Genomic DNA, 22,860 nt, shown 5'->3' with positions numbered 1-22,860 from the left:
TGCAAATATTAATAATAGAAAACTAAAAAAATGAAATTAGGAATAAACGGATTTGGAAGAATTGGAAGAATTGTATTTAGAGCAACTGTTAAACGTAATGACGTAGATGTTGTAGCTATTAACGATTTATTAGATGTAGAACATTTGGCGTACTTATTAAAGTATGATTCTGTTCATGGAAGATTCGATGGAGACGTACAAGTTAAAGATGGAAACCTTGTAGTTGACGGAAAGACAATAAGAGTAACAGCTGAAAGAGATCCTAAAAACTTAAAATGGGATGAAGCAGGTGTTGAAGTTGTAGCTGAATGTACAGGTATTTTTACAACATTAGAAACTGCGCAATACCATATTGATGGTGGTGCTAAAAAAGTAGTTATTTCTGCTCCAAGTAAGGATGCACCAATGTTTGTAATGGGTGTAAATGACAATACATTAACTGCTAATCACACAATAGTATCAAATGCTTCATGTACTACGAATTGTTTAGCGCCTTTAGCAAAAATAATTGAAGACAACTTCGGTATTGAAGAAGCCTTAATGACTACAATTCATGCAGCAACCTCTACTCAATATACTGTAGATTCTCCTTCACGTAAAAATTATCGTTTAGGTCGTAGTGCTATAAATAATATCATTCCAACATCAACTGGTGCCGCTAAAGCAGTAGGAAAAGTAATTCCTGAACTGGAAGGTAAACTAACTGGTATGGCCTTTAGAGTTCCAACTGTAGATGTTTCTGTAGTTGATTTAACTGTAAAGACATCAAAAGACACATCGTTAGAAGAAATCAAAGCTGCAGTTAAAAAAGCGGCAAACGGATCTATGGCTGGCGTAATGGGATATACTGAAGATGCTGTTGTATCTCAAGATTTTGTTAGTGAAGAAAGAACGAGTGTTTTTGATGCAGATTCAGCCATCGAGTTAAATTCTAAATTCTTTAAACTTGTATCTTGGTACGATAACGAATTTGGTTATTCGAATAAATTAGTTGACTTAGCTCAAAAGATTAATAATTTATAAATAGTATTCATTTTAAATCCGTAGTTGATGGTCTAATTGGTTTCATCTACTACGGATTTATTTTTTTTAATTTACCACTATGATTTTAATAACAGATAGCGGCTCTACAAAGTGCGATTGGATTGTAATTGATAAAGAAGGTAATCAAGTAAACGAAAAAATTCGTACCAAAGGATTAAATCCTGCCATCTTAAAGGAAAAAAAACTTAATAAAATCATTAGAAATAGTGACGAGTTAATGCAATTTAAAGATAAAGTTACACACGTGTTTTTCTATGGTGCTGGTTGTGGCACAACGAAACCCAGATTAATGCTTGCCGAAATCTTAGAATCTATCTTTACTAATGCGATTGTCGATGTTCAAGAAGATACAATGGCAGCGGTTAGAGCAACTATAAATCATAACACAGAAGCTGCTATAGTCTGTATTATGGGTACAGGTTCAAACTGTAGTTATTTTGATGGCGTAAAATTACATCAACGTGTATTGTCATTAGGTTATATTTTAATGGATGATGCTTCAGGAAACTATTATGGAAAAGAATTAATTAAAGATTACTACTTCAATAATATGCCTGAAGGTATCAAAATAGCTTTTGAGCATAAATATAACCTTGAAGCCGATTATATTAAATACAATCTATACAAACAACCCAATCCAAACGCTTATTTAGCAAGTTTTGCAGAGTTTATGTTTTTAAATAAGGATTCAGAATATATCATTGAATTGATTAAAAAAGGAATTCGTGTTTTCGCTAAAAACATGATTTTTCAATATAAAGAAGAATTAAAAACAGTTCCAGTACATTTCGCTGGATCAATTGCTTTCTTTTCTGAAAATGAAATCCGACAAGTAGCTGAAGAAATGGGCTTTACTGTTGGGAATTTTGAAAGACGTCCAATTGAAGGTTTAGTGTCTTATCACATAAATCAGTTATAAGTCTGATCGAGTTTTATATAAAAAAAGGTATTAGTTACATCTAATACCTTTTTTTTATTTTATTGTATTTATAATCTATTTAATCCAACCGTTGGCTATAGATTTCTTTGAAAACCACACCAAAAATGCACATACTACAATAACCATTAAGGGCATAACTGGACTAGCACCTTCAACTGTAAAGATTATATACAATTGTTGAATTGTTGCTGTAACAAAAGAAATCAAGAACAACATAAATGCCCATTTTTTTCTAATTAATAAGGCCAAGCAACCTAAAGCACCACAAAAAACAGCCAAAGCAAATGCAGCTGTATACCATGTAGGATGTTCTACTAAAAATTCTGCTTGTTGTTCTTCCGGAAGTGCTGCAATCATGTCATCACTTATTAAAGCATGCGTTAGATAAGCCATAACTCCCAAACCATTCCAAATAAGGGCAACTACAGCAATAATCCAAAACCAAACAGGTGGTTTTGTGTTCGATAAATCGGTCATAATATTATATATTTTGATTAGTTATTGACAACAATTTATGAAAATTAAAATAAAACATAAAAAAACCTTCTTAGGATTTACGTTTTAGTAAATCCTAAGAAGGAATAACTTATAAAAAAATAGGTACTTAATCTTCTACAACATGCAAAACAGGTGTTTTATTTACCCATTTTCCGTTTTTAGATTCACCAAGAATAAGGACGTCTTTACTTTGCTCGTACTCCTTGATGGTTCTCATCATTTGTTCTTTAGTATCTCTATGTAATTTAATACCTGTGTTTTTTCCTTTGTTTCTTAATTCGATATAAAATCCATCTCTGAATTTTATCGGCTTAGTTGGAGGTCTTCCCATGTGTAATATTTTATGAAGGATTGAATTTGCATATTAGTGAAAATAAAATAAATATGCAAGCCTTACTGCTTTTTAACAAAAGTAAATGTATATCTATTGAATAAATAGCTTTTTTCATAACTAATAGTTATTAATAAATTGACTAATGCTATACCGAAAAGTTTTTATACTTTTATCCTAAGTCAATTATTTAATCCTATTATGAAAGTCAAAAAGAAAAAAAGAGCTTATAAGGCGTCCAATTTGCCTCCTGGAACTATGGCGTATAAAGGAAAAAAAGCATCTTTAGAGACCGTAATTGACATCATTAATTATTCAAACCAAACCTTCACAAAAATTGACTGTAATAATGTAGAAGATGGATTCAATTTTGAAGGAAATGAACAGGTTACATGGATTAACATAAACGGTCTCAACAACTTAGAAGATATTGAGAAACTGGGAACACATTATAAATTGCATCCATTAACCTTAGAAGATATTGTAAACACAAATCAAAGGCCTAAACTCGAAGAGTTTCAAAACTATATTTTTATAGTTTTCAAAATGCTATACTTTAAAGACAATGATGAACTGCAATATGAACATTTAAGTATGGTTGTTGGCCCAGATTATGTATTGACCTTTCAAGAAGCTGATGGTGATGTATTTAATGATCTCAGAGATCGAATTGAAGCCGCAAAAGGACGAATTCGCTCACAAGGAGCAGATTATCTAATGTATGCTATTTTAGATGCTATTGTAGATAATTATTTTACAGTGATTGAAGCGGTAGGTGATAAAATTGAAGATCTAGAAGCCCATATTTTTGAATCACAATCCAATAATGAAAATACACCTAGCCAAATTCAACATTTAAAACAGGAAGTTTTAAAAATAAGACGTTCGATCTTTCCTTTACGAGAAGTGATTAATAGACTCGAAAAGTTGGATAATACAATTATCAACGAAAAATCATTGAGTTATATTAGAGATTTATATGATCATATTATACAAGTCAATGAATCTATTGATTTATATCGTGAAATGGTTTGGAGTTTAATGGATATGTATATGACAATCATTAGCAATAAAATGAATGAAGTCATGAAAGTCCTTACCATTATTGCTACTATTTTTATTCCCTTAACCTTTATCGCTGGTATTTATGGTATGAATTTCACGAACATCCCAGAGCTTCAAGTTGAAAACGGATACTTCATTTTACTGGGTGTAATGTTTATTTTATTCATATTTATGTTAATTTATTTTAGAAGAAAAAAATGGCTTTAACATAATTTATGTTAAACACATCTTAATATTGTTAAAGGCTGTTAAATGACTTGATAAATCTCAAATATCCCTTAGTTTATATAGTGTAATTAATTATTAACACTAAATAAATAAACGAAATGAATTATTTGAAAATGAAAGATGAACAGTTAATTCCTGTAGTTGTAGAATTAAATACATTATTAGCAAATTATCATGTGTATTACCAAAAATTAAGAAGTTGTCATTGGAATATCTTAGGACAGAACTTTTTCGATTTACACAATAAGTTTGAAGAATTATACACCGACGCTCGAATAAAAATTGATGAAATTGCAGAGCGTGTTCTTACCTTAAAACATCATCCCTTAAGCAAATTATGTGATTACTTAGAGATTTCAGAAATACAAGAGAAATCTCCACTACAATCTGATAGAGATATGGTACTAGAAATTTTAAATGATCATAGAATACTATTAAATCAAATGAGTATTGTAATTGATAAAGCTGAAAACGCGTCAGATGAAGGAACTGTTGATTTAATTGGAGCATATATTAGGCAAATGGAAAAATCAAGCTGGATGTTAAATGCCTGGACCAAAGAAACAAATGAAAACTTAAAAAACAGTACTGTAAATTCATGATGCACATTTAATTTATAAAGGAAATACTAACCATTAAAAATTAAATATCATGAAAAATCAAATTAGTCAAGCATTTAATAACCTAATAGATAAATTACTCGGTTGGTTAGATGCCATCATACAAAATTTACCTAATCTAGCCTTAGCAATTATTGTTTTAGTAAGTGCTTATTTCATTGCAAAACATGTAAACAGACTAACTTACAAGCTAGTTTCAAAAAAAGTACAGCAAGAATCTATAAGTAGTATTGTTTCAAGAATTAGTGCAGTATCAGTGGTTCTTGTAGGATTATTTTTAGCTCTTGGAATATTAGATTTGAGCAAAACGCTCACCTCGCTATTAACTGGAGCAGGAGTTGCTGGTTTAGTAATTGGTCTGGCTTTACAAGGTACATTATCAAATACAATTGCTGGAATAGTTATTTCATTTAGAAAGAAAATTCAAATTGGCAATTGGGTTGAAACTAATGGGTATTCAGGTGAAATTATAGATATTAATCTGAAAGACTTTACACTAAAAGAGGCAGATAACAACATGGTTGTCATTCCAAATAAAATGATTTTGGAAAACCCACTTAAAAACTATTCTCTTACTACCAATATGAGAGTATCTATAGAGTGTGGAGTGGGATACGATTCTGATTTAGAATTCGTAGAAGCGTTAACCAAAAAAACAATCGCCAATACATTCAATCAAATTGAACAACAAGAAAATGTAGAGTTTTACTATACAGAATTTGGAGATAGTTCTATAAATTATTTATGTCGTTTTTGGATAGATGCTGAAAGCATGCTAGAAAAATTAAGAGCTAAAACTAAAGCCATTATCGCTATTAAAAAAGCATACGATACTGAAGGCATTAACATTCCTTTCCCTATTAGAACACTTCAGTTTGACAACAAACTCAATGTCAATGCACCAGATTTGCAAGAGGCTTTCTTAAATAACTAAACTTATCAATAGGGCTATTCAGTTCTATCATTGATCGAGAACACACACACTTATATTATTTTAAGAGTTCTGAAAATCAGACACTCGCAATACTAATCATTTAAAAAATTGAAATTATGTTACGTTGGACAATCACATTTATTATTATCGCACTAATTGCTGGAATCTTAGGATTTGGCGGAATTGCTGGAGCATCAGCTGGAATAGCTAAAATATGCTTTTACATATTTATAGTGCTCTTCGTATTATCTCTATTAAAAGGAGTGATAAAAAAATAGGAAGAACACTTTTAAAACGAATATTAACTTATAAAACCATTTAAAATGAAAAAATTAACATATTTATTTATCGCACTATTTATTCTTAGTATAATGACTACAAGTTGCAGAGAAGAAAAAACTACAGGAGATAAAATAGAAGAAGCTGTTGAAGATACAGGTGATGCTATCGAAGATGCAGCCGAAGATATTGGTGATGAAGTAGAAGATGCAGTTGATGATGCCTAATAATTAGACCATCAAATTAGTTGAAGTAGAACCATTAAAAACAAACAAAATGAAATATTTATTATATATATTTTCTTTACTAATGGTAACTGGAGCTTATGCTCAAAATAAACCAGTTGACAAAGTAGAGGAGACTAAAACAAAAACAGTAAAAGTAGAAAAAAACGGAAAAATCATAGAAAATAAAGTTAAAGTAACTACTACAAAAAAACAGGACGTAATGACTACTCCTAAAGGCAGTAGTACTATTAATAACGAAAGAATTTTTCCTAAAGTAAAAGTCACAAAAACGGTAAGTATCGACAACGATAATGATCCTTTTTATGATACAGAAGATAAAATCATATACTATACAGATGACCGTGGAAAATATATATTCACCTCCAATAAAAAAGGATTTACAATAACTAATCCTGAAAGCATTGATATTGGATTTGCTGCACGATCATCTAATAATGAATACTATATTCTAAACATGGATACTTATTCTGGAGTGGGATATTTTAACACCAAAGGAAATTTTGTAGTTGAGTATTATAATTCTGACTTAGACCTCTTAGTTCATAAAGAATTTAAAACAGACACAAAGTTTTAAAACGCTTCATATGTAATTAAAAAGTCTCGATATTATGTCGAGACTTTTTTTTGTAATTTTATGCTTAAATACATCTGAAATGAACGAAACGATACCAAAAGAAACTTTTACTTTTTTTAAAAATTTAGAAAAGAATAATAACAGGGATTGGTTTACTGAGCATAAAAAAGAGTTTAAAGAGATTGAAACTGAAGTAAAACAAGTTTATAATCAATTATTTGAAAAGCTAAACAAACATGATCAGGTCGATACATTTAAGATGTTCAGAATTTATCGTGATGTGCGTTTTTCAAAAAACAAATTGCCTTACAAAACCCATTTTGGTGGTTCATTTGGTAGAAAAAAACCAGAATTGAGAGGTGGTTATTATGTTCATATTCAACCTAATAATGAATCGTTTATTGCAACTGGATTTTGGGAACCTAATAAAGAAGATTTGTTAAGAATTAGACGTGAGTTTGAGCAAGACGATCAAGACATAAGAACGATTATTAATAAAAAAGCTTTTAAATCAGTTTGGGGAGATTTCGTTGGAGATGAATTAAAAACTGCGCCTAGAGATTTTGATAAAGAACATCCTGCCATAGATTTAATTCGAAAAAAGCAATATATCTTCACTAAGAAATATTCTGATAAAGAGGTTCTAAGTAGTGACTTTATTGATAATGTCGATTCATCATTTAAAGCTATTCGTCCGTTTTTTGACTATATGAGTGATGTATTGACAACGAATCTGAATGGAGAGTCCCTTATTTAACCTCTAAAATTTTATATCGATTCTCATTAAAAGCAATAGAATCGCCAACCGTTTTATTTAATAGCAATTGACCAATAGGAGAGGATTTAGAAATAATATAGTAGGCTTCATTGTCAACATCTACTTTACCAATACTAGTCGCAATATAAAAGTTCGTAGTGTCTGTTTTTATTAAGCTACCTAACACAATATTTTGATGAATTGTTTTTGGGTTAATCAGTTTAATAACATCTAACATTTTTGATGCATCACTCAAATATTGAGCGTTTTTTTCTAAATCGTTAAGTAGTTTACCGTTACCAGAATCATCATCTTCATCAGTGCTTTTATCATTACTTTCTACAGATTCCTTAATGGTTTCAATTTCATCTTTATAACTAGAAATACGCTTATTGACATGCGTTATGCAAATATCAAATAATTTCGATTTTATAGAACTCATATAGCTTCTGCAAGAGGCTGAATAAACACCTGAATATGATTTACCAAACGATCTTTAACAATGTTCATCATTCGCTTGTTTAAAGCTGAAGAATTTTGAATATACAATTCATATTCTTCCACAGTAAATTGACCAATAATCATTCCTTTTACGGAATTTCTAAACTTCATATCCTTATGAATTGCATTTTCTATATATGCCAATTGTTTCGGAAGCGATAAATCGAAAAATACATTTTTCCGCTTTGCGATATAATTTCGAAATACCACAACAAGTAGATGGCTTTGCATTTTTATAATTGGACGTAAGGTTGCGTTCTGAAAGCATTCATCAGCAGTCATAGTGTCATTCACTTGAGCAGAAGCAATAATAGGTCTTATAGATTTCAAATTTGTAGATCGATCATTCATGGCTTTAATTTTAATTAAAAATAGAGATTAAGATTACCTAAAATGTTCTACTTCTTATATATTGTTAACGGTGTTATCAACAAATTCTAATTATGTAGATTATAATACATGGAGATTATAGATTTCTATTCTAATAATTTGGAATATTCAATCCCAAAATGATGTCTCTTGTTGCCGTTTTCAGCGTTCCACTCCTTTTTAAAGTAATTACTCCAGAACCTCCTCTAGGGTGAGTCCTATTTACAATATTTGGTGTCAAATTTGGATCGTCCGCAAAATAAAAATCTTCAATATAATATTCATTTAAATGCGGTTCTTTGACTGTAATATGAATATGTTGCGGAACCGTCGAATTAGGATATGATGCAGGTCGTGAAGTGAAAAATTCATAGTTACCTCTAGAATCTGTTTTTAACCATGTTCGCAAAAACCCATGTCTTTTTTCCCAACCATTTGATGTTGATTTTTTTGGATATCTTCCTGTATTATCTGTATGATAAATATAAAGTAACACATCTTTTGCTGGTGTTTTTCCATCACTCATATATACCTTACCACTAATCTTAATTTTATTCGTGGCAGTCTCAAAACCAAAAATAGTATCCGACCATTTAAGGTTTTTAGTTCCAAACTCATTTACAGCTTCACAACCTTCACAAGGTCCACCAACTTTTGCATTATTAGATTGTGCGCAAGAAGACATTATTAAAACTAAGCTAACTAAAACAGTGGCTAAATATTTCATTCTAATTGATTTAAGTGAATTAAAGATACTATTGAATATTTTGATTATATACTATTTAAGAAAAGTTTAAAAAAAGATTAACCTGAGATTATGTGATTAAGCAAGAATTACTAATCTTTACATAAAAAATGAGATTCCATACACGAAAATGGGTAAAACCAGAAGACTTAAATCCTAATCAAACTTTATTTGGCGGACAATTATTAGCTTGGATTGATGAAGAAGCAGCATTATATACAATCATTCAATTAGAGAACTCTAAAATTGTAACGAAATATATTTCTGAAATTAATTTTATGGCTTCGGCAAAACAAGGTGATATCGTTGAAATTGGTATCGAAGTGGTTAAATTTGGAAAATCTTCACTCATATTAAAATGTGAAGCCAGAAATAAAATGACTAGAGAAACCATTTTAACGGTTGACAATATCATTATGGTAAACCTTGGTGAAGATGGTAAACCAAAACCTCATGGAAAAACAGAAATAGAGTATGTAAAAAATAGATTAGACGAAAATGATGACGTTTAATTAATACCTAGTTAGTATCCACAAACTTAGTTGGATATTCAAACACTTCTAAATTAAAATATGGAACAGCTGCTAGTGCATGATCAAAAATATCTGCAATAATATATTCGTAGTTTTCCCAACGTTTATCACTACTAAAACAATATATTTCTAAAGGCAATCCATGTGGAGTTGGCTCTAATTGTCTAACCATAATGGTCATATCCTTATTTACAGCCGAATGATTTTCTATATACGTTTGCATGTATTTTCTAAAGACACCCAGATTAGTCATATTACGACCGTTAATAAGAACTGATTTATCAACACCTTTTTCTAAATTGAAATTGGAAATATCTTTTTGACGAGTTTTTAGGTAATTAGAAATTAATTCTATGGCTTTTAGTTTATTAATTTCATCATCAGTTAAATAGGCAATACTTTTTGCCTTCAGAATAATTGAACGCTTTATACGTCTACCACCTGAAGACTGCATACCTCTCCAATTCTTATAAGAATCTGAAATTAAAGCATAGGTTGGAATATTGGTAATCGTCATATCAAAATTCTGAACCTGAACGGTAGATAAATTAATTTCTATAACTTCACCATCAGCGCCATACTTTTCCATAGTAATCCAATCACCAATTCGAACACTATCGTTTATAGCCACTTGAATACTCGCTACAAAACCAAGAATCGTATCCTTAAATATCAATAATAAAACCGCAGAAGCTGCTCCTAGTGTTGTAAAGAATTTAATGAACGACAGGTCAATTATAATTGCTAGCATAGAGGCAATACCAATTATCCAAATAAATAACATGGCAACTTGTATATAACTATCAATTGGCTTGTCTTTTAATCGTGGTAAGGTTTTAAAATAGGACTCAAAAGTTTTAAGAATACTTCTAATAATCCAGATCGTAAGTACAATTCCATAGACCTTAATTAGCATAACGATATACGTTTCAAACTGAGGGAAATCATGAAATACAACTGGAAATAATTGGATGGTTAGAATTAACGGTACTAAATGCGCAACTCGTCTTGGTGCACGATTGCTGACTAATAAGTCATCAAAGTTTGTTTTGGTTTGCTCTGAAAAACGATTAGAGAAACTAATAATTAACTTTCTTGTAATACGATCAGCAACAAAAAGTAGAATAGCCAATATAACGAATAAACACATCATATTGAGATACTTGGCTGATGTTTCAGTAAAATCAAAAGCTATGAAGTAATCATAAAAATAATGACGAATGCGATTCATTTATTTTGCTTTTTTTAAGTAGGTTCTATCCACATAAAATGTCCCAAAAGGAATTATTGATGCAGCAAGTATAATCAGTAAAGTTTTCCCATTCCATTTAAGTTGAGAACCAAGCATAATTGCTAAAACAATATAAGCCATGAATAAAAGACCATGAGGCATTCCTAAAAGTTTCACATACTGCGGATCATCTGCCAGATACTTTATAGGTACAGCCACGAAAAGCAATAAAATATAAGAAACACCTTCTAATAAAGCTATGATTTTAAAGCTATTAAATAACGAAAACATAAGGACATAATTTAAGGACAAAAGTACCTTATATGTCTGATTTTATCTAGTTTTTTACAACTTTTTTAACGAATACAGTTGCGTTATTTGTATCGAAGAATTTTGCAAAATATAAGCCTGTGCCCAACGACGATAATTGCAGCTGAGTACTGTTTCCAAATATATCAGATTGGTATACTCGTTTTCCATCTAGACTATATAATTCAACGCGCAGTTTATCACCATTTGGATTTGAAATTGTTAGCTCATTTGTGAATGGAATAGGATAGAGGCTTATCGATTCTTCTACTGCTGCAGTTGAATCACTTAGTGTGCCTTCAAAATACGTTAATGCCAAATTAAAGGCTTCATTTCCTACTTTGTCACCAATAATTCGTCCTCTAATATCATCAATAGGAGGATGAATTCCTCCCCAAATTCTTGACAAACTAGTTTGGTCTGAGGCATCACGATAGGTTGCCCATTGCAACGTCATGTTTTCTGTTGGACCAACTTCAAAGACAAGAAAATCATTTTGTACTAAATCAAAGGTTCCCATGCCACCTGGAAAAAACGGATCACCTGTTAATCTTGTTAAAACTTCAGCTGCTGCTCTTGAAAAGGTCGAATGACCAGATAAATATCCAGCAAAAGGAGGAGTTACAAATGTACCTCGTTGGTAAGGCCACCAATGATCGCCTAAAATCCAATCTACACCAGCAACATCGGTTTCTGGATTATTAATAAAGTCTGGACCTCTCCAAGCATATATTTTTATTTTACCTACATTTTCATCTCCAGCTCCTGCCAATTCTTCGCCAGATTGAACTTGTTCAATTAAACCAGGTATTAATGGCATACCATGCGGATCATAATTAGGTAAGGTTGCGTCGCTACTTTGTCCTTTTCCAGCCATATATCGTATTGCCGAAATTGGCCTAATATAATCGTAATAACCTTTTATTCCCCAAGTATTAATTGCGGCATCATGCATGGCTCCACCAAGAGCCAAATAGGATTTCACATCCCATTCTAAGTCACTTACTGTTGGACCAACACCACCAATTTTTTTAACCACATCAGGATGGTCACTCACATAATTCATTAACGTGAACCAATGTCCTGGAGGTGTTTCAGAATCTGGACCATCAGCCCAAAATTCAGCAAGTACTCTTGCATAATCTGAACGTTTTACCATATTGGGTGCATAAGCTAATCCTGTTGAAGGATTTAATGTATGACCAGTACTAGCATCACCACCATTAGTAAAATCGTAAAATGTTTTATATTCTTCAAAGGTTTCTGGATAATTTGCTAAGTCAAAATTTCCAATAGAACCAGGAGAGATGTCAATCATGGTTGGATCATTTGGATCCAAATGCGATGACCAAGATGCTACCAAAGCAAAATGCCATTTATAAGGATCATCAATTCCATCTTCATTAGAATTTTGAATATATACTGGAGGTCCTGGATCGTTATACACATAACAATCAAATCCATCATTCAAAATATCCAAATCGTCAGGAATTAAACAAAATGGTTTCACATTTCCCCATTCCGGACTTAAAAAAGCTGGCGTTTCATCTGGAAAAATATTACCACTTTGATCTTCAAAAGTTGAAAACGCTAAAGGTTGCCATTTATTCGGGTCAATACCTGTATTGTCTTGATAGAGCTCTAAAATTAATGCTGGATTATCAGGTGTATAAAACACATTTGGATAATCAAATTGCTCATAAGAAAAATCATCCAAACCAAAAGAAATCATTTCTCTTGCTATATAATTACCTAATGCTGCATAAGAACCTGTACTATAATCTGTAGATGCAAAATTAATATCATAACCATAACCCACGAACAAATCTTCAATTTCTTGTGTAATTTCGGTTAATCCAGGAGAATTTTGAAATCTATAATTAAGAAGTCTGTACATAGCATAACTAATAATTTCATGAGTCGCAGCGTCAGGATCTGTAGGAAATGTAATTCCGTTAAAAACACAATCATAGCCTTGGAAATTTTGTCCTAAAAACACCGTTTTAGCTTGTGAATCAAAAATTGCCCAAGCATCATACATTAACACGGAACTGTGAAATAAGTTTCTAGCGTGAACGGTAGGTCTAGCAAAGTCGGAACGCACTGCATCTAATAAAACGTCATTCCACTCACGAGCAATAGATTGCTGAGCATTCGATGAAAAACTAATAGAAAAGCAAACGAAAAGTAATAGTGTAATTTTTTTCATAAAGATCAGTAGGTTAACATTTATAATATAAAAGTATAAAAGATTTCGAATTGACAATGGAATGCTTGTCAAATTTCGACCAACTGATCATATAAGTTGATGATTAGATTGCTATTATAAAAAAAAGACTACTGAAAAACAGTAGTCTTTTTTGGATTAACTAAACATATATATGGTTAAGTTTTATTCATTTGAAGACATCAAGGCAAAGAATTTGTCAATATTTGGTAAAATTACAATACGTGTTCTTCTATTTGTTGCTCTATTTTCTTTTGTATCATTTGCTACTAAAGGCTGATAAAAACTACGTCCAGCTGCAATTAGTTTTTCAGGAGCTACACCGTGATCTTTTTGTAATTTTTTAACTACAGAAGTTGCACGCAACACACTTAAATCCCAGTTGTCTTTTACTGATGATGTACTTTTTAAAGCTTTATCATCTGTGTGACCTTCAACCATAATATCTAAGCTTTCTTCAGAGTTAACCACATTAGCGATTTTTTGTAAAATCTCATTCGCTTTGTTACTAATTCTATAACTACCAGAATCAAATAACATTTTATCTGAAATAGAAATCATTACAACTGTTTCTTCTATTTTGATAGAAATATCGTCATCTTCTTCAATATTATCCATGGATTCTTTTAAGTTGAATTGCACAGCAAGATTCATAGAATCTTTTAGTGTTTTTGCAGTCGCTAAATACGCTGGAGGTACTTTTTTAAGTGATTCTCTTAATGCTACTTTCTGGTTTTCAGAAATTACAACACCATCAACATTTACAAGTTTTGCATTGTTGTCCTCGGTAAGTGAATTAATTTTAGAATTATAACTATCTACACGAGCTTGAATGGCTTCAAATTTACCTTCAAGTTCATCTTTTGCAACTTTAGTTTTTGTGAGTTCGCTTTTAAGCTCTCCGTTATCTTGCTCTAAAGCAGCATACTTTTTCTTTGATACACAGGCAGTTAAAAATAAAGTTGATAATACAATTACTGAAATTCTTTTCATAATGTTTCTTTTAGAGTTTTAGTTTATATACATATCTACGGAAGTAAATCAATTATGGACTTTTTATTCAGATATATTTTATTAAAAAGTTTTTATTACAGACTAATAACTAAACTCCTTAATTTTTTGTGAAAAGCCATGTATTCTGAAGGCATTTAATTAATTTTAAACCTTATAAATAAATCTCTCCACTTATGAAAAAAGTAGTATTATTTACTTTAACACTATTATTGTGTTCGGTTCCATGGTCAATTGAAGCACAATCCAAAAGAAAAAATAAGAAAAATCAAAAAACCGAAGTTCCAGCCCAAAAGCCTAAAAAGCCAACCAATGGTATAAAAGCCTACGACCAAGTAATCACTAAAAATGCTATTACAGACGATGGTTTGTTTAAAGTGCATAAAGTAGGAGAGAAGTACTTTTTTGAAATCCCAAACGACCATTTAGGAAAAGATATGCTTTTGGTTAGCCGAATTGCAAAGTTACCTTCAAATTTAGGTGGTGGCTTTTATAATGCAGGAACAAAAACTGGTCAACGTTTAATTGTTTGGGAACGTTTCGATAAAAAAATCCTCATTAAGGAGAAATCGTATAGTGCAGTGGCCGATGAAGAATTACCAATTAGTATTTCGGTAGAATCTAACAATTATGCACCAACCTTATTTGCATTTGATATTGCTGCATTCTCAAAAGATTCTTCAGCAGTAGTTGTTGACGTAACTAAATTTTATAGCACTGATGTAAAAGCGATTAGTGGCTTATCAAGTCGATTACGAACCTCCTATAAGGTACGTAATTTAGATGCTACACGAAGTTTTATTAATGGTATGAAAAGCTTTGCGCAAAATATTGAAGTGGTTCAAGATATGACTTATAATGCGACACAACCACCTTCAACGCGTTCGGCACAGACTATAAGTTTGCAAATGAATCAATCTATGATTTTACTACCTGAAGAACCAATGCAATCTCGTTTTGCAGATGATCGTGTTGGTTGGTTTACCTATAGTCAAGTCGATTATGGTAGTGAAAAATTAAAAGCAGATCGAAAAACATATATCAGACGTTGGCGATTAGAACCAAAAGATCCTGAAGCTTACGCAAGAGGCGAGTTGGTAGAACCGATTAAGCCCATCATTTATTATTTAGATCCAGCAACTCCTGAAAGTTTACGAAAATATATCAAAGAAGGTATCGAATTATGGCAAGGTCCATTTGAAAAAGCAGGTTTTAAAAATGCTATTATTGCTAAATATCCACCAACAAAAGAAGAAGATCCTGATTTTAGTCCAGAAGACATTCGATATTCCGTAGTGAGATATGTTGCTAGTGAAACTCGAAATGCCGTTGGTCCAAGTGTTTCAGACCCTAGAAGTGGTGAAATTATAGAGAGTGATATCATTTGGTATCACAATCATTTACGCTCCTATAGAAATCGCTATTTATTAGAAACTGGAGCAGCAAACCCTTCAGCAAGAACCTTAGACACACCAGCTGAAGAAATAGGAGAGATGATGAAAATGGTAATTGCTCACGAAGTTGGTCATGCCTTAGGATTGCCTCATAATATGAGTGCTAGTAAAGCCTATGATGTAGAGAGTTACAGAAATGGAGCGTTTACACAAGAATATGGAATTGCATCGACAATTATGGATTATGCGCGCTATAATTACATTGCACAACCTGGAGATCAAAACATTCGATTTGTTCGCAAAATGGGACCTTATGACGATTATGCTATAAATTGGGGTTACAGAATGATTCCAAAAGCAACAACGCCAGAGGCTGAGAAAAGCACTTTAGATGCTTGGATTATAGCTAAAGCTGGCGATCCTAAATTTGTATTTGGAAGACAGAGAAGTCGTTTTGATCCAACCTCTCAAACAGAAGATATTGGAAATGATGCCATTAAAGCTTCAAATTATGCCTTGAAAAACTTAAAGTATGTCGCTCAAAATTTACCTGCTTGGACAAGCAGTCAGACCAACAATTATGATGATTTAGCCGAATTACATGGTGAATTATTAAGTTGTTATAACCGTTATATTGGACATGTGTTAAGTAATGTTGGAGGTGTAAAAGAAAACCTAATTACTCCTAGTCAAGGCGGAATTGGTTATGAAGCTGTTCCGAAATTATTACAGCAACAATCAATGCAATGGGTTCATAAAAACGCATTTGAAACTCAAAATTGGTTGGTCGATAAAACCATGCTTCAGAATATAAATTATGCTGGCTATACCGAAAGTTTAAGACGTTATCAAAGTAGATATTTGAGTAGTTTATTGAGCTTTGAGCGCTTAGGACGTTTAATAGATCATGAAGCCATAAATCCTATAAATTACAGCGCATTAGCAATGCTTCAAGATTTGAGAAAAGGCATTTGGAGTGAAGCTGCTGTGACAAAAAATGTTGATGTTTATCGTCGTAATTTACAACGAGCTTATCTTGATAGAATGGGATATTTAATGACTGAAAAGCTTGACAGAGCGCGTACTAATCAATTTTATGATGTGTCTCAATCGGATGTTCGTGCTTTAGTTCGTGGTGAATTAAACACCTTAAAACGTCAAATAGCTTCTGCAGCAGCAAGACAAGTAAACACTGTGACTAAATACCATTATAGAGATTGTGTAAAACGTATAGAGAATATTTTAGATCCAAAATAAACTAACCAATCACTAATTTTAAGTGTTGAAACACCTTTTTGAGTAATTCATTAAGGTGTTTTTTATTGTCATAGCATTAAGTTATATTTATAACATCTACAATGACCTTGAAAACAAATGAGTATTTTTAATAAAAACAGAAAAACATTGATTTCCAAAAAAAGTATTTCAAAATACCTATTGTATGGCATAGGAGAGGTCATTCTTGTCGTTATTGGGATTTTAATCGCCGTAAACATTAACAATTTCAATGAAAAAAAAGCTTCAGAAAATCGTTTAAAAACCTACTTGAAAGTGTATAAACAAGATTTGGAAATAGACACATTGGTTGTTGGTCAAGTTTTGAAATACGTAGACGATAGAAAAAAGCATTTTCAACGCTTTTTAAGTCCAACTGTAACAGCTAAAACTTATGAAGAAGATCCTCAAGGTTACGGACTAACATTATCATATTCGCCTTTTAAACTTCAGCAAAAAGGAATTGGGCTATTAGAGAATTACGTCAACGATACTGAAATTGAACAAGACACATTAATTTCAGGTATTTTAGCCAATCATAGAATTTTTGAAAATTTATTACTTGAATCACTAAATCGTATTGGAGAAGATATTGATAATAATATGAGCTATTTAAAAGAAAATCAGCCATGGATTGCCAATTTACTTTTAGGAGACTTAAGTCATCCTGATATGTTACCCTATTATTTAAGTCAAAATTACAGAGCGCGATTAGCCGTTCATAATACCTTAATATATGGAAATTTAGAACCGCAATTAAAAGCGCTTCAAGATTTTAATAAGATATCAATTAGCAAATTGAGCGAACGTTTAGATAAGAAGTAATAGTGTATGAAAATATTTAACAAACAACGATTTCAACTTTTAAAAGGAAGACCATTTCAAAAGTACTTGACCTATGCTCTTGGTGAAATTATCTTAGTCATCATCGGCATTCTAATTGCATTAGGCATCAGCAATTGGAATCAAGAAAAACAGTTAGAAAACGCGAATAAAGACCTTCAAAAAAAGGTGCTCATTCAACTAGACAAAGACATTAATGCCGTTGGAAATTTTCAAAAAGTCATAGACAGCTTACATCAAACGTATTTAAAAGTTTTAGGACGTGATTATGACAGCGATAAGGTGAAAGATGAAAGCATGTTAAGTACTGTGTTATTTGAAGTGAATACCTTATCATTAGACAAACATTTAAATAATTTAATAGATAATGCAGAACTAGATGATAGTGAAGCCTCGCAACAATTGATTGATTTGAATAGCACCTACAAATTACATTTGAAAAAGTGCGATGATATTGAGTCTATCATTTTTGAAAAAATGAAAAACAATTTAGCTGAAATTGAAAAAACACAAACTTGGTATTTAGAATTGATTACCGATTTTACATGCAGGAATGAATGCATTAATTACCTACTTAAAGATGAAGGTCACAAAGCACGAATTGCATCTTTACGTTTTTTATACGTTAGTGGTTATGGAAGTTTAATAGGTGATTTTCTTGACGATTTAGAAATGGCTAAAACAGCATTGGAAGCCGTAGTTTCAGAATAAGTGTTATATCTGTTCTAATTAGGATTCTAACGTAAAATATAGTATTTTTAATTTATCTCAACTATCTCGTGTTTCAGCCTACACAACTTTTGCTTTCCCAAATTCAATTTTAAAAGATCCTATCAGATTTAGCTTAAATGTTATCTGATTGTAATTAATCCTATAGCTATTACTAAAATTTAAAAACCAACCAACATGAAAACTGAAACTGAAAAAAAGAGTGAACTTCAAATTGTAGTAGATGCTGCTCAACTTTTCGAAAAAGAAATTACACAAGAAAATCAGGAAGAATTGATTAATAAATATGTAGAATTGATTGATCCAAATGGAACAGGCAGTCCCTTTGGTGCTCCCAATAAAGATCAAGAAACGGTCATTTATGAAGGTAGTGAAATGACTTGGTCGATAACAACATTGAAGCCTGATGAGAAAGATATAGATGGCGTAGGTAACTATTTATCGTTTCTTGAATCAATGGTTCAAGAGGTAAATCCAGAGGAGAGTAAAGGCTTTTTTAAGGAAGGTCTTAAAATTGATGTAAACGGTAAAAATCAAATCGTTGGTCATGTTTTAACTGACGATAGTGTAAAAGATGGAGATCACGAAAGATATATCTTACGCTTTCATATCACAAAAGGGGACTTATTTAAAGACTCAATGACGATTGATCCAAAACTTCTTATAAAAAAGAAACCTAACATTTAATTTTACCTATTAGTAGAATTATTCTTTATGAATGATGTACCATTTTTTAATGATATAAAGCATTATTTAATAAAAGTGCTATGCCTTTTTATGGGCGTTTTAGCATCAAATTTAAACGCACAAGAACTAAATCAGTTTTCAGTAGATAGTTTAAAACAAGTCTACAATGACGATCCTGACATTTCTAATAACTTAAGGATACTTTTTGAAATTGTTAGCAATGAAACCGATCCTAGTGAGAAACTACATTTTTCAGATATTCTGATTAAGGCCACTAAAGAAAGTGAAAGTGATTCTACATCTTATTATCTTTCAGCTGGTTATTTAGACAGAGGCAATGCTTTACTACTCTTAGGCGATTTTCATGAAGCTTTAGAAGCGTATATTGAAAGTACAAAATGGGCCAAAAAAGATGAGGATGAAGAATTATTAGCTGGTTTACTTGTATCTATTGCTGATACGTATTCAATGATGGGGAATTCTGAAAGTGCCGAACTCTACTACGATAAGTCAATTACTCTACTCAGGCAACTTAATAATCCCATAATGTTAGCAACTGCATTATTAAATGCAGGTGACGAATACTATAATACCGAGCAATACGATAAAGCATTATCTAATTTTGAAGAATCTGGTAAACTATTTGAGCAAGAAGATTATCTCGTTGGTAAAGCGTATAATGTAGGAAATATTGGAATGGTTTATGCCAAACAAGGGAAGCATGACCTGGCTAAAACAAACATGAATGAAGCCATTGCCTTACTTGAAGAGAATGAAGATTACTATCCAATATCTGTGTTTTTACAATACATGTCTGAGTTGTATGTCGAGCAAAACAACTACGACCTTGCTTTAGAGTATGCAGAGCGAAGTCTAGGTTTAGCCACACGCTACAACCTTAAAGATCAAATTAGTAGCGCAAATATGCAATTGTCTCAACTTTTTGAGCGTACAGGAAATGTGGAAAAAGCATTTGATCGCTATAAAGCACATATTATTTATAGAGACAGTATTATAAATTTAGAACGTTTTGAAAAAATGAACAGTTATGAAATTGCTCAAAAGGAATCTCAGGAAATCATTTTTAAAGAAAAACAAAAAAGTCAACGCATTGTACTTTGGTCCACAATTGGCGTTTTAGCACTTATTCTCTTATTCGCCTATAGTTTATTTAAGCAAATCAAATTTGTTAAGAAAGCCAACAAGGTAATAGCTATAGAAAAAGAACGTTCAGATACCTTACTACTAAATATTTTACCGGAAGACACTGCTCAAGAACTCAAGGATAATGGGCGAGTAGTAGCAAAAAAATATCCTTCTGTAACAGTATTGTTTTCAGATTTTAAAGGATTTACAAGCTATGCAGAAAATCTTTCACCAGAGAAACTAGTAGAAACCATAGATCATTACTTTTCTAAGTTCGACTTAATAATGGAAAAACATGGTTTAGAAAAAATTAAAACCATTGGAGATGCTTATATGGCAGTTGGAGGTTTAAGTTTTGATAATAATGACCAAGCTAAAGACATGGTATTAGCTGCAAAAGAAATGAACGATTTTGTAAATCAAACCAAACATGACGATGCCACGACGGCTACATTTGATATTAGAATTGGTATTAATACAGGCTCAGTAGTAGCTGGAGTAGTAGGAACAAAAAAGTTTGCTTATGATATTTGGGGAGATGCTGTAAATGTGGCTTCTCGAATGGAAAGTAATTCAGAACCTGGACGCATCAACATTTCAGAAAACACCTTTCAATTAGTTAAAGAAGAATTTGATTGTGAGTATCGTGGTGAATTGGCTGTTAAAAATAGAGGCACTATGAAAATGTATTTTGTGAATGGTTAAAGGCACAACTATTATTTGGCATCATCTTTGACTAGTATAAAGTAATATTAAAAATTATATTATATTATGAGTAAAGGAACAGTAAAATTCTTCAACGACGCCAAAGGTTTTGGTTTTATCACTGAAGAAGGTTCAAACGAAGACCATTTTGTACACATTTCAGGATTAGTAGATGAGATTCGCGAAGGCGATCACGTTGAATTTGATTTGACAGAAGGCAAAAAAGGATTAAACGCAATAAACGTAAAAGTTATTTAAATATACGCTTAACCGAAATTCGAAAGCCCATCACCATGTGATGGGCTTTTTTATGCTAAATAGTGCAGTCATGCTTAAATAGAACCTTATTAAATAAGGGAATAAGACAATAATGCTACTGTTTTCTATAAATAGAATAGAAAAAAAAACTGTAAATTACATTCAAAACCAACCTTATGCCTTTATTTTTAGACTTACATGACCTTCCTGAAGGCATTACAGCTGCTCATGTTGCAGAAATGCATCAAGCCGATTTAGATATTGAACACAAATACAATTGTCGTGGACTTACCTATTGGTGTGATGAAAAAAGAAAAACTGCCTTTTGTTTAATTGATGCACCAAATAAACAAGCACTTATCGACTTACATGAAAATGCTCATGGTGCCATTCCAACTCGTATTATTGAAGTTAATGATACCATAGTCGAATCGTTTTTAGGACGAATTGAAGATCCTGAAAAATCAAAAAATGTTACATTAAATATTATTAACGATCCTGCTTTTAGAACCTTAATGGTTGTGAAACTAAAAACCGAAACCTTAAGAACTAAAGACATAAACACCTTAAAAGCAGCAGTTAGAGGCTATACATCATCCATAAAAAGCTTTACGTCTCATTATAATGGTCGCATTGTAAAGCAAGATGCAAATAGCTTTTTGATGTCCTTTGCATCTGTGACTGATGCTGTGCATTGCGGCATAAAAATCCAAGACACCTATCATAAGGTTATTACACCAGACTTAGTATTTAATATTGGCATTAGTGCTGGTATTCCTGTTACAGAGAAAGATGGCATTTTTGAAGATACTATAAAAACCGCTGATTATTTAAGTGATATCGCTAAAGGTGGTTTTTCTATTACTTCAGTTATAAAAGATCTTTACGAAGGTGAAAATCAAAATAAGCCCTTAACTCATGAGTCTATTAGTGTTTTAAACGCTTCAGACGAAGCGTTTATGATTCAACTCATGTCTTATACAGAGCGTATTTGGTCAAAAACAACAATCAACGTTAGTGATTTTGAAGAAAATTTAGGCTACAGTAAATCAAAATTATATAGAACAATGATGAATTTAATCGGTAAATCTCCCAATATGTTTCTAAGAGATTATCGCTTAGAAAAAGCCTTAGACGTATTAGAAAAGAAAAACTGTAATATTTCAGAAGTTGCTTATCAAACAGGATTTAGTAGTCCTGCTTATTTTTCAAAATGTTTCCATAAAAAATATGGAATTCTGCCTTCAAATTTCATAACTAATAAATAAAATACTGTTTTACAGCATCTTACGATTAATTTTTCTTCTGGTCTAAAAATGTATTTATTTGGTCTAAATGTAGAATTATAGAATTGTTTTCCATTCTACTTTTGATGAAAA

26 protein-coding genes are annotated in these 22,860 nt (G+C 31.7%); 17 read left to right on the top strand and 9 right to left on the bottom strand.

The genetic code is table 11. The annotated features are described in order from the left end of the window. Positions 1-30 precede the first annotated feature (30 nt). Both gap and VOI25_RS10000 read left to right on the top strand, forming a co-directional pair. On the top strand, positions 31-1,023 hold the full coding sequence (gene gap / locus VOI25_RS10005; protein ID WP_323788928.1) for a type I glyceraldehyde-3-phosphate dehydrogenase: 993 nt from the start codon (positions 31-33) through the stop codon (positions 1,021-1,023). A 79-nt stretch (positions 1,024-1,102) separates the two neighbouring features. Beyond that, the gene (locus VOI25_RS10000; protein WP_323788927.1) at positions 1,103-1,963 is read left to right on the top strand and encodes an N-acetylglucosamine kinase; all 861 of its coding nucleotides are present in this window, start codon (positions 1,103-1,105) and stop codon (positions 1,961-1,963) included. Between the two features lie 75 nt (positions 1,964-2,038). Here VOI25_RS10000 and VOI25_RS09995 read toward each other — a convergent pair whose 3' ends face one another. Together VOI25_RS09995 and VOI25_RS09990 are read right to left on the bottom strand one after the other, a co-directional pair. Continuing rightward, entirely contained in the window at positions 2,039-2,461 is a 423-nt protein-coding gene (locus VOI25_RS09995) for a hypothetical protein (protein ID WP_323788926.1), read from the bottom strand. Positions 2,462-2,588: 127 nt separating this feature from the next. Next, positions 2,589-2,813, bottom strand: coding sequence for a hypothetical protein (locus VOI25_RS09990; RefSeq protein WP_323788925.1), 225 nt, complete (start codon positions 2,811-2,813; stop codon positions 2,589-2,591). Between the two features lie 201 nt (positions 2,814-3,014). On the opposite strand from VOI25_RS09990, the gene corA reads away from it, so the two are divergent. From corA to VOI25_RS09955, 7 genes are all read left to right on the top strand, one after another. After that, entirely contained in the window at positions 3,015-4,085 is a 1,071-nt protein-coding gene (gene corA, locus VOI25_RS09985) for a magnesium/cobalt transporter CorA (RefSeq protein WP_323788924.1), read from the top strand. 119 nt (positions 4,086-4,204) lie between these two features. After that, the gene (locus VOI25_RS09980; protein WP_323788923.1) at positions 4,205-4,708 is read left to right on the top strand and encodes a DNA starvation/stationary phase protection protein; all 504 of its coding nucleotides are present in this window, start codon (positions 4,205-4,207) and stop codon (positions 4,706-4,708) included. Positions 4,709-4,757: 49 nt separating this feature from the next. After that, positions 4,758-5,660 (top strand): mechanosensitive ion channel family protein, encoded by a 903-nt coding sequence (locus VOI25_RS09975; protein ID WP_323788922.1) that lies wholly within the window; start codon positions 4,758-4,760, stop codon positions 5,658-5,660. A 116-nt stretch (positions 5,661-5,776) separates the two neighbouring features. Beyond that, positions 5,777-5,938: a DUF1328 domain-containing protein gene (locus VOI25_RS09970; protein ID WP_323788921.1), complete on the top strand. Its 162-nt coding sequence runs from the start codon at positions 5,777-5,779 to the stop codon at positions 5,936-5,938. 45 nt (positions 5,939-5,983) lie between these two features. Then, positions 5,984-6,166 (top strand): hypothetical protein, encoded by a 183-nt coding sequence (locus tag VOI25_RS09965; protein WP_323788920.1) that lies wholly within the window; start codon positions 5,984-5,986, stop codon positions 6,164-6,166. Positions 6,167-6,215: 49 nt separating this feature from the next. Further along, positions 6,216-6,761 carry a hypothetical protein gene (locus VOI25_RS09960; RefSeq protein WP_323788919.1) on the top strand — a complete coding sequence of 182 codons (546 nt, stop codon included), beginning with the start codon at positions 6,216-6,218 and terminating at the stop codon, positions 6,759-6,761. A gap of 79 nt (positions 6,762-6,840) precedes the next feature. Next, positions 6,841-7,518: a DUF2461 domain-containing protein gene (locus VOI25_RS09955; RefSeq protein WP_323789094.1), complete on the top strand. Its 678-nt coding sequence runs from the start codon at positions 6,841-6,843 to the stop codon at positions 7,516-7,518. Here VOI25_RS09955 and VOI25_RS09950 read toward each other — a convergent pair. The 3 genes from VOI25_RS09950 to VOI25_RS09940 form a co-directional block, all read right to left on the bottom strand. Next, positions 7,511-7,960, bottom strand: a complete 450-nt coding sequence (locus VOI25_RS09950) for a hypothetical protein (protein ID WP_323788918.1) — start codon at positions 7,958-7,960, stop codon at positions 7,511-7,513. The two genes, VOI25_RS09955 and VOI25_RS09950, sit on opposite strands and share 8 nt — an antisense overlap. Continuing rightward, a complete protein-coding gene (locus VOI25_RS09945; protein ID WP_323788917.1) occupies positions 7,957-8,370 on the bottom strand; it encodes a glyoxalase in 414 nt (137 codons plus the stop codon). Before VOI25_RS09945 ends, VOI25_RS09950 begins: the two co-directional genes overlap by 4 nt. A 130-nt stretch (positions 8,371-8,500) precedes the next feature. Continuing rightward, complete coding sequence (locus tag VOI25_RS09940; RefSeq protein ID WP_323788916.1) at positions 8,501-9,115, bottom strand: intradiol ring-cleavage dioxygenase; 615 nt, start codon at positions 9,113-9,115, stop codon at positions 8,501-8,503. Between the two features lie 128 nt (positions 9,116-9,243). On the opposite strand from VOI25_RS09940, the gene VOI25_RS09935 reads away from it, so the two are divergent. Then, positions 9,244-9,645 (top strand): acyl-CoA thioesterase, encoded by a 402-nt coding sequence (locus VOI25_RS09935; RefSeq protein ID WP_323788915.1) that lies wholly within the window; start codon positions 9,244-9,246, stop codon positions 9,643-9,645. Between the two features lie 7 nt (positions 9,646-9,652). Here VOI25_RS09935 and VOI25_RS09930 read toward each other — a convergent pair whose 3' ends face one another. The 4 genes from VOI25_RS09930 to VOI25_RS09915 all read right to left on the bottom strand — a co-directional run bounded on the left by VOI25_RS09930 (position 9,653) and on the right by VOI25_RS09915 (position 14,426). Beyond that, a complete protein-coding gene (locus tag VOI25_RS09930; protein WP_323788914.1) occupies positions 9,653-10,897 on the bottom strand; it encodes a mechanosensitive ion channel family protein in 1,245 nt (414 codons plus the stop codon). Further along, complete coding sequence (locus VOI25_RS09925) at positions 10,898-11,188, bottom strand: DUF3817 domain-containing protein (protein ID WP_323788913.1); 291 nt, start codon at positions 11,186-11,188, stop codon at positions 10,898-10,900. A 46-nt stretch (positions 11,189-11,234) separates the two neighbouring features. Continuing rightward, positions 11,235-13,415 carry a T9SS type A sorting domain-containing protein gene (locus VOI25_RS09920; protein ID WP_323788912.1) on the bottom strand — a complete coding sequence of 727 codons (2,181 nt, stop codon included), beginning with the start codon at positions 13,413-13,415 and terminating at the stop codon, positions 11,235-11,237. Between the two features lie 183 nt (positions 13,416-13,598). Further along, positions 13,599-14,426 carry an OmpA/MotB family protein gene (locus VOI25_RS09915; protein ID WP_323788911.1) on the bottom strand — a complete coding sequence of 276 codons (828 nt, stop codon included), beginning with the start codon at positions 14,424-14,426 and terminating at the stop codon, positions 13,599-13,601. Between the two features lie 194 nt (positions 14,427-14,620). Here VOI25_RS09915 and VOI25_RS09910 point away from each other — a divergent pair, with 194 nt between their 5' ends. From VOI25_RS09910 to VOI25_RS09880, 7 genes are all read left to right on the top strand, one after another. Continuing rightward, on the top strand, positions 14,621-17,095 hold the full coding sequence (locus VOI25_RS09910; RefSeq protein ID WP_323788910.1) for a zinc-dependent metalloprotease: 2,475 nt from the start codon (positions 14,621-14,623) through the stop codon (positions 17,093-17,095). 147 nt (positions 17,096-17,242) lie between these two features. Beyond that, positions 17,243-17,938: a DUF6090 family protein gene (locus VOI25_RS09905; RefSeq protein WP_323788909.1), complete on the top strand. Its 696-nt coding sequence runs from the start codon at positions 17,243-17,245 to the stop codon at positions 17,936-17,938. A gap of 6 nt (positions 17,939-17,944) precedes the next feature. Then, complete coding sequence (locus tag VOI25_RS09900; protein WP_323788908.1) at positions 17,945-18,667, top strand: hypothetical protein; 723 nt, start codon at positions 17,945-17,947, stop codon at positions 18,665-18,667. A gap of 195 nt (positions 18,668-18,862) precedes the next feature. Then, positions 18,863-19,372 carry a hypothetical protein gene (locus VOI25_RS09895; protein ID WP_323788907.1) on the top strand — a complete coding sequence of 170 codons (510 nt, stop codon included), beginning with the start codon at positions 18,863-18,865 and terminating at the stop codon, positions 19,370-19,372. Positions 19,373-19,399: 27 nt separating this feature from the next. Continuing rightward, positions 19,400-21,223: an adenylate/guanylate cyclase domain-containing protein gene (locus VOI25_RS09890; protein ID WP_323788906.1), complete on the top strand. Its 1,824-nt coding sequence runs from the start codon at positions 19,400-19,402 to the stop codon at positions 21,221-21,223. A 66-nt stretch (positions 21,224-21,289) separates the two neighbouring features. Beyond that, entirely contained in the window at positions 21,290-21,481 is a 192-nt protein-coding gene (locus VOI25_RS09885; protein ID WP_323788905.1) for a cold shock domain-containing protein, read from the top strand. 176 nt (positions 21,482-21,657) lie between these two features. Further along, entirely contained in the window at positions 21,658-22,749 is a 1,092-nt protein-coding gene (locus tag VOI25_RS09880; RefSeq protein ID WP_323788904.1) for a nickel-binding protein, read from the top strand. The last annotated feature ends 111 nt before the right edge of the window (positions 22,750-22,860 follow it).

Origin of the sequence: Psychroserpens sp. (assembly GCF_034670085.1) — a bacterium.
Classification (GTDB): Bacteria; Bacteroidota; Bacteroidia; order Flavobacteriales; family Flavobacteriaceae; genus Psychroserpens.
Note: the sequence above shows the minus strand (reverse complement) of the source record. Positions and strands in the feature narration are given on the sequence as shown.

Bases quoted from the DNA above. Each gene is read 5' to 3' on its own strand.
- gap (WP_323788928.1), top strand. From the start codon at position 31: ATGAAATTAGGAATAAACGGATTTGGAAGAATTGGAAGAATTGTATTT.
- VOI25_RS10000 (WP_323788927.1), top strand. From the start codon at position 1,103: ATGATTTTAATAACAGATAGCGGCTCTACAAAGTGCGATTGGATTGTA.
- VOI25_RS09995 (WP_323788926.1), bottom strand. From the start codon at position 2,461: ATGACCGATTTATCGAACACAAAACCACCTGTTTGGTTTTGGATTATT.
- VOI25_RS09990 (WP_323788925.1), bottom strand. From the start codon at position 2,813: ATGGGAAGACCTCCAACTAAGCCGATAAAATTCAGAGATGGATTTTAT.
- corA (WP_323788924.1), top strand. From the start codon at position 3,015: ATGAAAGTCAAAAAGAAAAAAAGAGCTTATAAGGCGTCCAATTTGCCT.
- VOI25_RS09980 (WP_323788923.1), top strand. From the start codon at position 4,205: ATGAATTATTTGAAAATGAAAGATGAACAGTTAATTCCTGTAGTTGTA.
- VOI25_RS09975 (WP_323788922.1), top strand. From the start codon at position 4,758: ATGAAAAATCAAATTAGTCAAGCATTTAATAACCTAATAGATAAATTA.
- VOI25_RS09970 (WP_323788921.1), top strand. From the start codon at position 5,777: ATGTTACGTTGGACAATCACATTTATTATTATCGCACTAATTGCTGGA.
- VOI25_RS09965 (WP_323788920.1), top strand. From the start codon at position 5,984: ATGAAAAAATTAACATATTTATTTATCGCACTATTTATTCTTAGTATA.
- VOI25_RS09960 (WP_323788919.1), top strand. From the start codon at position 6,216: ATGAAATATTTATTATATATATTTTCTTTACTAATGGTAACTGGAGCT.
- VOI25_RS09955 (WP_323789094.1), top strand. From the start codon at position 6,841: ATGAACGAAACGATACCAAAAGAAACTTTTACTTTTTTTAAAAATTTA.
- VOI25_RS09950 (WP_323788918.1), bottom strand. From the start codon at position 7,960: ATGAGTTCTATAAAATCGAAATTATTTGATATTTGCATAACGCATGTC.
- VOI25_RS09945 (WP_323788917.1), bottom strand. From the start codon at position 8,370: ATGAATGATCGATCTACAAATTTGAAATCTATAAGACCTATTATTGCT.
- VOI25_RS09940 (WP_323788916.1), bottom strand. From the start codon at position 9,115: ATGAAATATTTAGCCACTGTTTTAGTTAGCTTAGTTTTAATAATGTCT.
- VOI25_RS09935 (WP_323788915.1), top strand. From the start codon at position 9,244: ATGAGATTCCATACACGAAAATGGGTAAAACCAGAAGACTTAAATCCT.
- VOI25_RS09930 (WP_323788914.1), bottom strand. From the start codon at position 10,897: ATGAATCGCATTCGTCATTATTTTTATGATTACTTCATAGCTTTTGAT.
- VOI25_RS09925 (WP_323788913.1), bottom strand. From the start codon at position 11,188: ATGTTTTCGTTATTTAATAGCTTTAAAATCATAGCTTTATTAGAAGGT.
- VOI25_RS09920 (WP_323788912.1), bottom strand. From the start codon at position 13,415: ATGAAAAAAATTACACTATTACTTTTCGTTTGCTTTTCTATTAGTTTT.
- VOI25_RS09915 (WP_323788911.1), bottom strand. From the start codon at position 14,426: ATGAAAAGAATTTCAGTAATTGTATTATCAACTTTATTTTTAACTGCC.
- VOI25_RS09910 (WP_323788910.1), top strand. From the start codon at position 14,621: ATGAAAAAAGTAGTATTATTTACTTTAACACTATTATTGTGTTCGGTT.
- VOI25_RS09900 (WP_323788908.1), top strand. From the start codon at position 17,945: ATGAAAATATTTAACAAACAACGATTTCAACTTTTAAAAGGAAGACCA.
- VOI25_RS09895 (WP_323788907.1), top strand. From the start codon at position 18,863: ATGAAAACTGAAACTGAAAAAAAGAGTGAACTTCAAATTGTAGTAGAT.
- VOI25_RS09890 (WP_323788906.1), top strand. From the start codon at position 19,400: ATGAATGATGTACCATTTTTTAATGATATAAAGCATTATTTAATAAAA.
- VOI25_RS09885 (WP_323788905.1), top strand. From the start codon at position 21,290: ATGAGTAAAGGAACAGTAAAATTCTTCAACGACGCCAAAGGTTTTGGT.
- VOI25_RS09880 (WP_323788904.1), top strand. From the start codon at position 21,658: ATGCCTTTATTTTTAGACTTACATGACCTTCCTGAAGGCATTACAGCT.